The organism is Variovorax fucosicus (genome assembly GCF_030316825.1).
GTDB classification, from domain to species: Bacteria; Pseudomonadota; Gammaproteobacteria; order Burkholderiales; family Burkholderiaceae_C; genus Variovorax; species Variovorax fucosicus.
In genome coordinates this window covers 432,155-444,650 of the sequence record NZ_JASZYU010000004.1, presented here as the reverse complement: position 1 = coordinate 444,650, position 12,496 = coordinate 432,155, and the positions used below count along the sequence as shown (strand labels likewise).

Genomic DNA, 12,496 nt, shown 5'->3' with positions numbered 1-12,496 from the left:
CGAGATGCTGTCACGCACCGCCGACCACCTCTATTGGATGTCGCGCTATACCGAGCGCGCGGAAAACACTGCGCGCATGCTCGACGTCAACTACCAGACGTCGCTGCTGCCGCAATCGGCCGAAGTGGCCAAGTACGGCTGGCAAGGCCTGCTGTCGATCAGCGAACTGCTGCCGTCGTACAACAAGAAGCACGACCAGATCCTGCCGAACGAGGTGATGGAGTTCATGGTGAAGGACGAGGACAACCCTTCGTCGATCCTGTCGTGCCTGCGGGCCGCACGCGAGAACGCACGCGCGGTGCGCGGCGCGCTCACCACCGAGGCCTGGGAAACGCAGAACACCACCTGGCTCGAAGTCAACCGCATGCTGCGCGCCGGCGAGTTCGAGCGAGACCCGGCGCAGTTCTTCGAGTGGGTCAAGTTCCGCTCGCACCTGTCACGCGGCGTCACGCTCGGCACCATGCTGCAGGACGAGGCGTTCTATTTCTCGCGCCTCGGCACTTTCCTGGAACGCGCCGACAACACCGCGCGGCTGGTCGACGTGAAGTTCCATGCGCTCAACAGCGAGTTCTTCGGCGCCGCCACCGAGGAAGACCAGGAATACGACTTCTATCACTGGAGCGCGATCCTGCGCAGCGTCTCGGCCTTCGAGGTCTACCGCAAGGTCTACCGCGACGTGATCAAGCCCGAGCGCGTAGCCGAACTGCTGATCCTGCGCGCCGACATGCCGCGTTCGCTGCATGCGAGCCTGCACGAAGTGGTCGGCAACCTGGCCAAGGTCGCCAACGACCAGAGTGCCGAAACGCAACGCCGCGCCGGCAAGCTGCTGGCCGACCTGCAGTACGCGCGCGTCGACGAGATCCTCGCGACCGGGCTGCATGCCTATCTGACGCAGTTCCTGGATCGCGTGAACGAGTTGGGCGGCCGGATCAGCCAAGACTTCCTGGTGCCGGCGCATTAGGTTTCGCCCCCGGTCTTCGCGCACTTATCTTGACGTTCTGGGGTGGGCCGCTGGCGGCGGGTGGCCCCTTCCGCGAATGTCCCCCGCCTTCGGCTCCTCCTTTATTTCGCTGCAGGGGCCACCCACCACCATCGGCCTTGGGCACGCTCTGCCTGTTCAACGCGAACAGTCACATCGCTTCCAGGATCAGGGCGGTGGGGCACGCTGCGCAGCGAAATAAAGGAGGAGGCCGCAGGCCGGGGGACATTCGCGGAGCAGCGTGCCCCGCCGCCCTGAGCCCACCCCGGACCCTCAGCGTTCCCGCACGAAGTCGACGAAACGCCCCAACGCCGGGTTGTCGTTCTGCGCCGGCCAGACCAGGCTGGTTTCACAGCCGGGCAAGTCCAGCGCCGCGCGGCGCCGGCCCGTCGCAGTGAACTCGGCCGCACCGCGGTACACCACGCCCTCGCGCCTGAACTGCGTCACGCTCTCGGGCACCCAGGCCACGCCAAGGCCACCCGACACGAGGTTGACGATGGTCTGCATCTGGATCGCCTCCTGCGCGATGGCCGGCACGCGGCCGGCCGCATGGTAGAGCGCGAAGATCGCGTCGTGCACCGAGGGCAGGATGCGGCGCGGAAACACCACCAGCGGCTCGGCCAGCACCGTGTCGAGCATGAGCTGCTTCGCACGCGCCAGCGGATGGCGCGCCGGCACCGCCAGCACCAGCGGCTCGGCTGCGACCGCCACGCGCTTCAGGCCGGCAGGGGCGAAACCGGGCGAATGCAGCATCAGCCCGGCGTCGATCTCGCCGCGTGCCAGCGCTTCCAGTTGCACATCGCCAGTGGCTTCGACCAGCTCGAGTGCCACTTGCGGACAGAGCGTGCGGAACTCGCGCACCCAGGCCGGCAGGCGCTCGAAGCCGATGGTCGAGACGAAGGCCAGCCGCACGCGCCCGACCTCGCCAGCTGCGGCGGCACGCGCACGCGCCGGCAGCGCCTGCGCGCGCGCTAGCAGCTCCCGCACGTCGGGAACCAGCGCCTCGCCGGCCGGCGTGAGCGCAACGCTGCGGCGCGTGCGGTCGAACAGGCGCACGCCGATGGCCGTTTCGAGCTGGGCGATCGCCTGGGTGACGGGCGGCTGCGTCATGTGCAGGCGCACGGCCGCGCGGCCGAAATGCAGCTCTTCGGCCACGGCCAGAAACTGGCGCCAGACGCGCAGGTCGATCGATGCTGTCATTCACACAGCATATCAATAGTGTTGGTGGAATGGATTGGCACCAATCACAGAAGCGGCCGATACTCGGCGCTCCACGAGATATCCCACGAAAGAGGCAAGCCAATGGCCGACAGCAGCACCCCCATCAACCGCCGCAGCATCAACATCGTCGACGGCAAGTCGCGCGCACCGAACCGCTCGATGTTCTATGCGATGGGCTACGAGGAAAGCGACTTCAAGAAGCCGATGGTCGGCGTGGCCAACGGCCACAGCACCATCACGCCGTGCAACTCGGGCCTGCAGAAGCTTGCCGACGCGGCAATCGAAGGCATCGAAGAAGCCGGCGGCAATGCGCAGGTGTTCGGCACGCCCACCATCTCGGACGGCATGGCGATGGGCACCGAGGGCATGAAGTATTCGCTGGTGAGCCGCGAAGTCATTTCGGACTGCATCGAGACCTGCGTCGGCGGCCAGTGGATGGATGGCGTGCTGGTGGTCGGCGGCTGCGACAAGAACATGCCGGGCGGCATGATGGGCATGCTGCGCGCCAACGTGCCGGCCATCTATGTCTATGGCGGCACCATCCTGCCGGGCCGCTACAAGGGCCAGGACCTGAACATCGTGAGCGTGTTCGAGGCGGTGGGCCAGAACGCCGCGGGCAATCTCAGCGACGAAGACCTGCTGCAGATCGAGAAGCGCGCCATCCCCGGCACCGGCTCGTGCGGCGGCATGTACACGGCCAACACCATGTCGAGCGCGTTCGAGGCACTGGGCATGTCGCTGCCCTACTCGTCGACCATGGCGAACCCGCACGACGAGAAGCAGAACTCGGCGAAGGAGTCGGCCAAGGTTCTGATCGAGGCAATCAAGAAGGATCTGAAGCCGCGCGACATCGTGACCCGCAAGGCGATCGAGAACGCGGTGGCGGTGATCATGGCCACCGGCGGCTCGACCAACGCGGTGCTGCACTTCCTGGCGATCGCGCATGCGGCTGACGTCGAATGGACGATCGACGACTTCGAGCGCATGCGCAAGAAGGTGCCCGTGCTGTGCGACCTGAAGCCCTCGGGCAAGTACCTCGCGGTCGACCTGCACCAGGCCGGTGGCATCCCGCAGGTGATGAAGGTGCTGCTGAACGCCGGCCTGCTGCACGGCGATTGCATCACCATCACCGGCCAGACCATTGCCGAAGTGCTGGCGGACGTGCCCGACGTTCCGCGCGCCGACCAGGACGTGATCCGCGCCATCGGCAAGCCGATGTACGCCGAAGGCCATCTCGCGATCCTCAAGGGCAACCTGTCGCCCGAAGGCGCGGTCGCCAAGATCACGGGCCTCAAGAATCCAGTCATCACCGGCCCGGCGCGCGTGTTCAACGACGAGCAGTCGGCCCTGCAAGCCATCCTCGACGGCAAGATCAAGGCCGGCGACGTGATGGTGCTGCGCTATCTCGGCCCCAAGGGCGGCCCCGGCATGCCGGAGATGCTGGCGCCGACCGGCGCGCTGATCGGTGCGGGCCTGGGCGAAAGCGTCGGCCTCATCACCGATGGCCGCTTCTCCGGCGGTACATGGGGCATGGTGGTCGGCCACGTCGCGCCCGAAGCCGCGGCCGGCGGCACCATCGCCTTCGTCCACGAAAACGATTCGATCACCATCGATGCACACAAGCTGGTGCTGGAGCTGAACGTGCCGGAGGCCGAGATCGAGAAGCGCCGTGCGGCCTGGAAGGCACCGGCCCCGCGCTATACGCGTGGCGTGCAGGCCAAGTTCGCGTTCAACGCATCGAGCGCGAGCACCGGCGCGGTGCTCGACAACTACTGATCAGGCCATCATCCAGGCACCGAAGCCGAACACCAGAAAGCCGATGCCGATGATGCCGAAGATGCTGCGGAACTGAAACTCCATCGCCGGCGGAATGCTCTGGCCGATGAAGTGGCCGAGCATGCCGAAGCCGATGGTCATGAAGCCGAGGCCCAGCGAACGCGCCGAGTCGTCGAACGGATAGAAGATCGCGACCAGAAAGCCGCCGACGAACAGCGCGTTGGAACCCATGGTGACGCGCTGGCGCCAGCGCAGCTGGCCAGGCGTCGGATCGCGCCGCGCCGGCGGGGGGCGATCCGCCACGTTCCTGCGCTCGCCCCGCGCCACGCCGACGAAGAACAGCCCGAACAGCGTGGGAAGCAATCCGAAGACGCCCATGCCCCACACGATCCCCCAGACGTTCTGGAAATCGGCCACGACGGCACGTGCCGGGTTGTCGGGCCGATAGCGCACTTCGACCGGGTCACCGGCCGAAAGCCCGGCAAGGCCGCCGCCCAGGCCCTTGACCTGGCGCGGCTCGCCGTCCGGCGCGGTGTAGGCCACGAGCGGGGCGCGCGTCTCGGTGACCTTGCCCTTGCCATCGGTGTTGCGTTCGGTGACGTAGCCCGCGATCTGGCCCTGCACGACCTCGGTTCCGCCGACCAGTTGCCAGCGCTGCCAGGCCGAAACGCCCGCTGCGGCGAGCCCGGCGGCTCCGATGATCAGGCAGCCCAGCGCGACGCCGGCTTCGAGGCCCATGCGCCAGCCGAGCAGCGCGCCGCAGGCCGGCCCGACCAGCAGCGACAGACCGAACGCCAGCACCGCCATGTCGATGATGCTCTCGTCCATGGCCTGTGCGCCGGTTGAAGCCGCGTCAGCTCTTGCCGCGGCGCTTGCGGTTGGAGCGGCTGTTGAGCATGCCGAGCTGGCTGCGCTGCCGGTCGATGCGCGCCTGGCGGCGCTCGTCTTCCTTCTTCATGACCTGGCGCTTGGTGTAGCCCGATGCATCGGCATAAGCCCACCAGGCCAGCGCCAGTCCGAACGGAATCAGAACGATCCACCAACTGAGCTGGGCTGCGGGGCCGATCTCGAAGTACTTGAGAGCCACGCCGAGCAGGCCCAACATCAAAAACCACATGGCGAATCCCTCGGGAAAGTTGAGTGCGCGCCGCAAGGCGCGGTGCACCGCGCTGCCTACAATCGCGTTGGAACGACTGTAACGCAACGGATACGAATTACCCCATGAGAAGAACCCTGCTGTTCATGACGCTGAGCCTCGGCGCAGCCGCACCGGCCCTGGCCGACCTGGCGCTGGCAACGTCGAAAAACTGCATGAGCTGCCATGCGGTGGAACGCAAGGTGCTGGGCCCGTCGTTCAAGGAGGTGGCTGCCAAATACAAGGACGACAAGACAGCGGCCGACAAGTTGGTGATCAAGATCGTCAAGGGCGGCTCGGGCGTCTGGGGCCCGCTGCCGATGCCGGCGAATCCGCAGGTCAGCGAGGCCGACGCGAAAAAGCTGGCGGCCTGGGTTCTCTCGACAAAGTAGACGCGGCGGCTACACGCGCTGCGGGACAACCTCTCCAAGCGGCGGCGTCGGGCGCCGCTCGAAGCGGTCTTCCAGCTGGCCGACGTGCGCGGCCGTGGTGTTGTCGGACTGATCCGCGCGCAGGCGCAACGTCGCTTCGAGCTGCTCCACGCGCGCCAGCACCGCGGCCTGCCGCTGGTTGCTTTGCACCACACGGGCTTGCTCCTGGGCCTCGAGGAACGCACGCAGCTCGGTAAAGCGCGAAGCCTCGGCCTTGTCGGCCAGCTCGCGTTGCGCCTGCATCTCCTTGGTGTGGCGACGCGTGTCGATCAGCACCGCGCTCTGCAGGTAGAACACATAGGCCAGGAACAGCACGGCCAACAGCGTGGTCAGCCCCAGCATGATCAAGCCGAACGGCGCGGTGATCTGCATCAGGCCGATCGACATCACGGTCGGCTCCACCAGGATGCCCCAGTTCAACGCGGCCAGTGCCGCAATCAGCAGCACCACCACCAACAACACACCGGTTCTCAAGCCCATGATCGCGCTCCTCTCTGCAAATCAGGGCCCATTTGTAACGCACATCGGGGCCGCCGCGCGTCGGACAGCGGCGCGTCGGCTTCCCGGAGGCGTCAGTAGGCTTGCCCGAGCTGCTCGAGGATCGCCGGGTTTTCGAGCGTCGAAGTGTCCTGCGTGATGGCCTCGCCCTTGGCAATGGAGCGCAGCAGGCGCCGCATGATCTTGCCGCTGCGCGTCTTGGGCAGGTTGTCGCCGAAGCGGATGTCTTTCGGCTTGGCGATCGGGCCGATTTCCTTCGCCACCCAGGCGCGCAGTTCGTTCGCGATCTGCCTAGCCTCGGCATCGGTCGGGCGGCCCCGCTTGAGCACCACGAAGGCGCAAACGGCCTCGCCCGAGACGTCGTCCGGACGCCCCACCACTGCCGCCTCGGCCACCAGATCGGTCTTGGCCACCAGTGCCGATTCGATCTCCATCGTGCCGAGGCGGTGCCCCGACACGTTGAGCACGTCGTCGATGCGGCCGGTGATGCGGAAGTAACCCCGGTCGGCGCTGCGCACCGCGCCGTCGCCGGCCAGGTAGATCGTGCCGCCCATCTCCTCGGGGAAATAGCTCTTCTTGAAGCGCTCCGGGTCGTTCCAGATGGTGCGGATCATCGAAGGCCAGGGGCGCTTGATGACCAGCATGCCGCCCGCCCCGTTCGGCAGGTCCTTGCCGGTTTCATCGACGATCGCGGCCGCGATGCCCGGCAGCGCCAAGGTGCAGGAGCCCGGCACCAGCGGCGTGGCGCCCGGCAGCGGCGTGATCACATGGCCGCCGGTTTCGGTCTGCCAGAAGGTGTCGACAATCGGACATTTCTCGTGGCCGATGTTCCGGTGGTACCACATCCAGGCCTCCGGATTGATCGGCTCGCCGACCGAGCCGAGGATGCGCAGGCTCGACAGATCCCAGTTCTTCGGGTGCACCTTCTCGTCGGATTCCGCCGCCTTGATGAGCGAACGGATCGCGGTGGGCGCGGTGTAGAAGATCGACACCTTGTGCTTCTCGATCATCTGCCAGAAGCGCCCGGCGTTCGGGAAGGTCGGGATGCCCTCGAACACCACCTGCGTCGCGCCGGCCGCGAGCGGGCCGTAGGCAACATAGGTGTGGCCGGTGATCCAGCCGATGTCGGCGGTGCACCAGAACACGTCTTCGGGGCGCAGGTCAAAGGTCCAGTCCATCGTGAGCTTGGCCCACAGCAGGTAGCCGCCGGTCGAATGCTGCACGCCCTTGGGCTTGCCGGTCGAACCCGAGGTGTAGAGGATGAAGAGCGGATGCTCGGCGCCCACCGGCTCTGGCGCGCAATCGATGCCCTGCCCCTCGAGCGCCTTGGCGAAGGTGATGTCGCGCCCTTCGACGCGCTTCCAGTCGGACAGCGTGCGCTCATGCACGAACACGGTCTTGATCGATTCGCAGCCGCCGAGGGCGATGCCGTCGTCGACGATGGCCTTGAGCGGCAATTCCTTGCCGCCGCGCATCTGGAAGTTGGAGGTGATCACGGCGACGGCGCCGGCGTCGATGATGCGTTCCTGCAGCGCCTTGGCCGAGAAGCCGCCGAACACCACGCTGTGCGTGGCGCCGATGCGGGCGCAGGCCTGCATCGCGATCACGCCCTCGATCGTCATCGGCATGTAGACGATGACGCGGTCGCCCTTCTGGATGCCCTGCGCCTTGAGCGCATTGGCGAATTGCGCCACGCGCGCCAGCAGGTCCTTGTAGGTGATTTCGGTGACCGCGCCATCGTCGGCCTCGAAGATGATCGCGGTCTTGTGCTCGACCGGCGTGCCGATGTGCTTGTCGAGGCAGTTGGCACTCGCGTTGAGTTCGCCGTCGTCGAACCAGGTGTAGAACGGCGCATTCGACTCGTCCAGCGTGCGTGTGAACGGCTTCGTCCAGACCATGTTGTCGCGCGCCTGGCGCGTCCAGAAACCGTCCGGATCCTGCTCGGCTTCCTTGCACAACGCCTCGTAGGCCGCCATGCCGGCGATGCGGGCGCCCGTCGAGGCGCGCGCGTCGGGCGGGAAGACACGGCTCTCGACCAGAACCGACTCGATGTTTTTGGATGGGCTGCTCATTGTTGTCTCCTGTCGACCTGCTGTGGGTACGGGCGGTAATGTCGGCGGGCCCACTTACGGGCCACTGACGCGGTGCCAGGGCGATCATGCCGCGCCGAAGCGCAGCGAAGGGGCATTGCCTCAGCCCCCTGCTGTATCGGCCCCTAGAATCGCGCGTTCCTTTCTTTCCAGGCAACGATGTCCTTTACCGACCCGCAAGTCCCGACGCCCAGCCCCCGCTCGCCGTTGCGGCCGCTGCCCAAGCTGATCTTCGCAAGCCGCTGGCTCCAATTGCCGCTCTACCTCGGCCTGATCGTGGCGCAGGGCGTCTACGTGGTGCATTTTCTGGTCGAGCTGCTGCATCTGGTGGAGGCCGCCTTCGGCAGCCAGACCGCGCTGCAGGCGCTGATCAGCAGCATCGGCTACAAGACCGCCGCGCCGATCGTCACGCTCAACGAGACGGTGATCATGCTGGTGGTGCTGGCGCTGATCGACGTGGTGATGATCTCCAACCTGCTCATCATGGTGATCGTGGGCGGCTACGAGACCTTCGTGAGCCGCATGGATCTCGAAGGCCATCGCGACCAGCCTGAATGGCTGAGCCACGTGAACGCCTCGGTGCTGAAGGTCAAGCTGGCGACCGCCATCATCGGCATCAGCTCGATCCACCTGCTCAAGACCTTCATCAATGCCGACAACTACACCGACCGGGTGTTGATCGCGCAGACCGTGATCCACATCACCTTCCTGCTTTCGGCCATGGCCATCGCCTACACCGACAAGCTGATGTCCGGCCCGGCCCCCGCGTCGCACTGAGGGCTGCGCCGCCCGCCTCGCACATCGTTTCTCCACACTCCCCTTGCAAAGTAGGGGCTCCACGAATGGAGAAGAGGAGAACGCGACATGCAGGCAGACGATTCGATCCGGCAACCGGCCGACCCGGCCCGCCGTCACGCGCTGGGCGCGCTGGGCTCACTGGGGGTCATTGCGCTGGCGGGCTGCGGGGGCGGCGGCAGCGATAGCAGCAGCGCCAGCCTGCTGGGCACGAGCGCCGCTGCGGCCGCGGCCAGCACCACGACGACCGCTGCCGCAACCGGCACAAGTTCTGGCACCAGTTCCGGCACCTCCACGACCACCACAACCACCACGACATCCTCTTCATCGAGCAGCTGTCCTGCGACGCCCACCGAAACTGCCGGCCCTTACCCGGCGGACGGCTCCACGGCATCGAACCAGAAGCTCAACGCGCTGGTGCTCTCCGGCATCGTGCGCAGCGATATCCGCACCAGCGTCGGCAGCGCCAGCGCCGTCGCGCCGGGCGTTCAGATGACGATCACCCTCACCCTGGTCAACACCAAGAACAGTTGCGCGCCGCTGGAGGGCTATGCGGTTTACCTCTGGCACTGCACGCGCGACGGCAACTACTCGATGTATTCGACCGGCGTGACGGCCGAGAACTTCCTGCGCGGCATCCAGGTCAGCGACAGCAGCGGCAAGGTGACGTTCACGACCATTTTCCCGGGCTGCTACAGCGGCCGCTGGCCACATGTGCACTTCGAGGTGTACCCGAACCTCACGGCGGCCACGGACAGCAGCGCCGTCAGCGACTACGCGCTCGTGACCCAGCTGGCGATGCCTGCGGCGGCCTGCACCCAGGTCTACGGCGTGGTCAGTGGCTACGAAGCGAGCGTCGGCAACTTCGCCAACGCCACGCTCGCCAGCGACAACGTGTTCGGCAATGACAGCGCTGCACTGCAACTTGCCACGGTGAGCGGCAGCGTCGCCAACGGTTTCACCACGGCGCTGCAAGTCGGCGTTGCGGTCTGACGGAGGCGCGATGCGGAAGTTTTCTGTCGCCTGGGGCCTTGCCGTTGCGGGCCTGACCTTGATGGGCAGCGCTCATGCCGCAGATGGCGCGCGCCCCGATGGCGGCTCCGGACCACCACCGCCGCCCCCGGAAGCGGTGGCTGCATGCAAGGGCAAGACCGAGGGCGCGCAGGTGAGCTTCACCGGGCGCGGCGGCGCAACCTTCCAGGGCGAATGCCGAAAACTCGGCGACACTCTGGCTGCGCGCCCGTCGGGCGCCCCGCCCGGCGGCGGCACGCCGCCACCGCGCTGACCCTCGCATGTGCCCCGTCTGACACTGCAGAACAAGGTCTTTCTCACGCTTGCAGCGCTGCTCGTCGCGCTCATGGGCATCTACGTCGGCTTCTCGCGGCTGGTTCTGACGCAGGGCCTGGGGCCGTACGTTGCCGAGATCGAACTCGAGCGCCTGGATTGGCTGGCACGACGCGCCGTCGAACACCATGTCCGCGCTGGCAACTGGGACGCTCTGCGTGCCGACCCGGGTGCCTGGCACCGCCTGCAGATGGACGACGACCTGCCCTTCGGAAATGCGCCGCCGCCGCCGGGAGGCGCAATGCGCCCTCCGCCGCTAGCGCCTGATGGGACGCGCCCTCCGCCCCGAGCGTCGGATGGATCACGCCCACCGCCACCGCCGCCCGGCATGGCCGGTGGCGGTGGCCCCCAACTCGACCTGCTGCCGGGGCGCCATCGTCCACCGCCGCCACCCGACCGCGCCAACGACCCGCGCGACGAGCCCACTTCCATCTACCGACGCCTGGGCCTGACGGACGCCGAAGGCATTCACGTGGCGGGCGTGGCCGTTCCGGCCGACGAAGCAGCCCGCCTGCCGCTGCGCGAGGCCGACAAGGTGGTCGGCTATCTGGTGCTGGCGCCCTTGAAAGGCCTCGCGCGCAACGCCGAGCAGGCTTTCCTCACGCGCCAGTCGCGCTTCATGATCCTGACCGGCCTGGCTGGCCTGGCGCTGGCGCTGCTGTTTTCGTGGCTGCTGGCCCGGCGCTGGTTCGCCCCGATCGACGCGCTGATGGACGGCGCCCGGGCCGTTGCGCGCGGCCAGCTGGCAACGCGCGTTCCGGTGAAAGGCAGCGACGAACTCGCGGCCCTGGCCGGCACCTTCAACGACATGGTGCAGCGCCTCGACGGCATCGAAAACTCCCGCCGCGAATGGCTGGCCGACGTCTCCCACGAGCTGCGCACGCCGCTCGCGGCTATGCGCGCCGAGATCGAGGCGCTGCAGGATGGCGTTCAACCCTTTGAACCGGATACCAGCCAGCGCCTGCACCGCCAGGTGATGCGCCTGAGCCTGCTGGTGGAGGATCTGCGGCGCAGCATGAGCGAATCGGGCGAGTTCGCACTGAACCTGGCCCCGGTGCAACCACTCGCCCTGCTGCGCGACGCCATCGACCTGGTGCAAGACCGCTTCCACCGCGCCGACATCGCGCTCGATACCGCTGCGCTGGACGCCCTGGCCGCAGCCCGCACCCCCACCATATCGGGCGATGCGGACAGGCTGCACCAGGTCTTCGTCAACCTGCTCGAAAACAGCCTGCGCTACACCGACTCCTTCGGCACCCTGCGCATCGGCGCGAGCATCGAACATGGCAACCCGAGCCGGCTGGTGCTGAAATTCGATGACAGCGCGCCCGGGGTGCTGGAGCACGAACTGCCGCGCATCTTCGACCGGCTGTTCCGCGGCGAGAGCTCCCGCAGCCGGGCACACGGCGGTTCGGGCCTGGGGCTGGCCATCTGCCGCAACTTCGTGGAAGCGCACCATGGCCAGCTGGCAGCCAGCCCTTCGCCGCTGGGCGGGCTGCGGATGATCGTCTCGCTGCCGCTGGCGGGATCGCCATGACACGCGTTCTGGTGGTCGAGGACGATCCCGACATCGCGCGGGTGCTGGTCAACTACCTGCTGCATGCGGGGTATGAGGCAGAGCATCTTGCGGACGGCCGCGAGGCGCTGGCGCGCATCCTCGCCGCGCCGCCCGACCTCACGCTGCTGGACGTGATGCTGCCCGGCCTGGACGGCATGGAGGTTCTGCGACAGGCACGCGCCGTAACGCAATCGCCCGTCATCATGCTGACCGCCCGCGTCGAAGAGGTGGACCGGTTGCTGGGCCTGGAGCTGGGCGCCGACGACTACGTCTGCAAGCCCTTCTCGCCGCGCGAAGTCATCGCCCGCGTCAAGGCGGTGCTGCGGCGAAACCAATCCACGGCCGGCGCCCCGAGCAGCCCGGCCCCAGCACCCGGACTGGTACTGGACGCAACGCTGTGGCGCGCCAGCCTGCGGGGACAGGCGCTGAACCTCACGCGACGCGAATTCCGGCTGCTGCAAGTCCTGAGCGGCCAGGCCGGCCGCATTTTCTCGCGCGGCAGGTTGCTGGAACTGGCCTACGACGATGCGCTCGACGTCAACGAACGCGCCATCGACAGCCACATCAAGAACCTGCGCAAGAAGCTGGCAGCAGCCGACCCGGGCACGGACTGGATCCGGAACGTCTACGGCGTCGGCTATTCGCTGGAAGAGAAATAGACAGGACCGG

The 12,496-nt window shown here is 67.1% G+C and carries 13 protein-coding genes; 8 read left to right on the top strand and 5 right to left on the bottom strand.

All coding sequences use genetic code 11. The features are described from left to right. Positions 1 to 4: 4 nt before the first annotated feature. Entirely contained in the window at positions 5 to 961 is a 957-nt protein-coding gene (locus QTI05_RS24360; RefSeq protein ID WP_286545238.1) for an alpha-E domain-containing protein, read from the top strand. Between the two features lie 291 nt (positions 962 to 1,252). Here QTI05_RS24360 and QTI05_RS24355 read toward each other — a convergent pair whose 3' ends face one another. Beyond that, the gene (locus QTI05_RS24355; RefSeq protein WP_286543334.1) at positions 1,253 to 2,179 is read right to left on the bottom strand and encodes a LysR family transcriptional regulator; all 927 of its coding nucleotides are present in this window, start codon (positions 2,177 to 2,179) and stop codon (positions 1,253 to 1,255) included. Positions 2,180 to 2,281: 102 nt separating this feature from the next. Between QTI05_RS24355 and ilvD the strand changes: the two genes are divergently transcribed. Beyond that, positions 2,282 to 3,976, top strand: a complete 1,695-nt coding sequence (ilvD, locus tag QTI05_RS24350) for a dihydroxy-acid dehydratase (protein ID WP_286619975.1) — start codon at positions 2,282 to 2,284, stop codon at positions 3,974 to 3,976. On the opposite strand, the gene QTI05_RS24345 is transcribed toward ilvD, so the two are convergent. Both QTI05_RS24345 and QTI05_RS24340 read right to left on the bottom strand, forming a co-directional pair. Further along, positions 3,977 to 4,804 (bottom strand): DUF3592 domain-containing protein, encoded by an 828-nt coding sequence (locus QTI05_RS24345; protein ID WP_286619973.1) that lies wholly within the window; start codon positions 4,802 to 4,804, stop codon positions 3,977 to 3,979. It abuts the gene before it with no gap. A gap of 25 nt (positions 4,805 to 4,829) precedes the next feature. Then, positions 4,830 to 5,093 carry a TIGR04438 family Trp-rich protein gene (locus tag QTI05_RS24340; RefSeq protein ID WP_286543327.1) on the bottom strand — a complete coding sequence of 88 codons (264 nt, stop codon included), beginning with the start codon at positions 5,091 to 5,093 and terminating at the stop codon, positions 4,830 to 4,832. Between the two features lie 104 nt (positions 5,094 to 5,197). On the opposite strand from QTI05_RS24340, the gene QTI05_RS24335 reads away from it, so the two are divergent. Further along, complete coding sequence (locus QTI05_RS24335; RefSeq protein WP_286619971.1) at positions 5,198 to 5,503, top strand: c-type cytochrome; 306 nt, start codon at positions 5,198 to 5,200, stop codon at positions 5,501 to 5,503. Positions 5,504 to 5,512: 9 nt separating this feature from the next. On the opposite strand, the gene QTI05_RS24330 is transcribed toward QTI05_RS24335, so the two are convergent. Further along, positions 5,513 to 6,022 carry a LapA family protein gene (locus tag QTI05_RS24330; protein ID WP_286543323.1) on the bottom strand — a complete coding sequence of 170 codons (510 nt, stop codon included), beginning with the start codon at positions 6,020 to 6,022 and terminating at the stop codon, positions 5,513 to 5,515. A 92-nt stretch (positions 6,023 to 6,114) separates the two neighbouring features. Continuing rightward, positions 6,115 to 8,112 (bottom strand): acetate--CoA ligase, encoded by a 1,998-nt coding sequence (gene acs / locus QTI05_RS24325; RefSeq protein WP_286619968.1) that lies wholly within the window; start codon positions 8,110 to 8,112, stop codon positions 6,115 to 6,117. A gap of 177 nt (positions 8,113 to 8,289) precedes the next feature. Between acs and QTI05_RS24320 the strand changes: the two genes are divergently transcribed. The 5 genes from QTI05_RS24320 to QTI05_RS24300 all read left to right on the top strand — a co-directional run bounded on the left by QTI05_RS24320 (position 8,290) and on the right by QTI05_RS24300 (position 12,486). Next, positions 8,290 to 8,907, top strand: coding sequence for a YqhA family protein (locus QTI05_RS24320; RefSeq protein WP_286543318.1), 618 nt, complete (start codon positions 8,290 to 8,292; stop codon positions 8,905 to 8,907). 87 nt (positions 8,908 to 8,994) lie between these two features. Next, positions 8,995 to 9,918: a dioxygenase family protein gene (locus QTI05_RS24315; protein WP_286543315.1), complete on the top strand. Its 924-nt coding sequence runs from the start codon at positions 8,995 to 8,997 to the stop codon at positions 9,916 to 9,918. A gap of 10 nt (positions 9,919 to 9,928) precedes the next feature. Further along, complete coding sequence (locus tag QTI05_RS24310; protein ID WP_286619967.1) at positions 9,929 to 10,210, top strand: hypothetical protein; 282 nt, start codon at positions 9,929 to 9,931, stop codon at positions 10,208 to 10,210. 9 nt (positions 10,211 to 10,219) lie between these two features. Continuing rightward, complete coding sequence (locus QTI05_RS24305; RefSeq protein ID WP_286619964.1) at positions 10,220 to 11,806, top strand: ATP-binding protein; 1,587 nt, start codon at positions 10,220 to 10,222, stop codon at positions 11,804 to 11,806. Then, positions 11,803 to 12,486, top strand: a complete 684-nt coding sequence (locus QTI05_RS24300; RefSeq protein ID WP_286619962.1) for a response regulator — start codon at positions 11,803 to 11,805, stop codon at positions 12,484 to 12,486. The genes QTI05_RS24305 and QTI05_RS24300 overlap by 4 nt, the downstream gene beginning before the upstream one ends. Positions 12,487 to 12,496 lie beyond the last annotated feature (10 nt).

Coding starts and splice junctions, on each gene's coding strand:
- QTI05_RS24310 (WP_286619967.1), top strand. CDS start 9,929: ATGCGGAAGTTTTCTGTCGCCTGGGGCCTTGCCGTTGCGGGCCTGACC.
- QTI05_RS24330 (WP_286543323.1), bottom strand. CDS start 6,022: ATGGGCTTGAGAACCGGTGTGTTGTTGGTGGTGGTGCTGCTGATTGCG.
- QTI05_RS24340 (WP_286543327.1), bottom strand. CDS start 5,093: ATGTGGTTTTTGATGTTGGGCCTGCTCGGCGTGGCTCTCAAGTACTTC.
- QTI05_RS24335 (WP_286619971.1), top strand. CDS start 5,198: ATGAGAAGAACCCTGCTGTTCATGACGCTGAGCCTCGGCGCAGCCGCA.
- QTI05_RS24315 (WP_286543315.1), top strand. CDS start 8,995: ATGCAGGCAGACGATTCGATCCGGCAACCGGCCGACCCGGCCCGCCGT.
- ilvD (WP_286619975.1), top strand. CDS start 2,282: ATGGCCGACAGCAGCACCCCCATCAACCGCCGCAGCATCAACATCGTC.
- QTI05_RS24360 (WP_286545238.1), top strand. CDS start 5: ATGCTGTCACGCACCGCCGACCACCTCTATTGGATGTCGCGCTATACC.
- QTI05_RS24345 (WP_286619973.1), bottom strand. CDS start 4,804: ATGGACGAGAGCATCATCGACATGGCGGTGCTGGCGTTCGGTCTGTCG.
- acs (WP_286619968.1), bottom strand. CDS start 8,112: ATGAGCAGCCCATCCAAAAACATCGAGTCGGTTCTGGTCGAGAGCCGT.
- QTI05_RS24300 (WP_286619962.1), top strand. CDS start 11,803: ATGACACGCGTTCTGGTGGTCGAGGACGATCCCGACATCGCGCGGGTG.
- QTI05_RS24320 (WP_286543318.1), top strand. CDS start 8,290: ATGTCCTTTACCGACCCGCAAGTCCCGACGCCCAGCCCCCGCTCGCCG.
- QTI05_RS24355 (WP_286543334.1), bottom strand. CDS start 2,179: ATGACAGCATCGATCGACCTGCGCGTCTGGCGCCAGTTTCTGGCCGTG.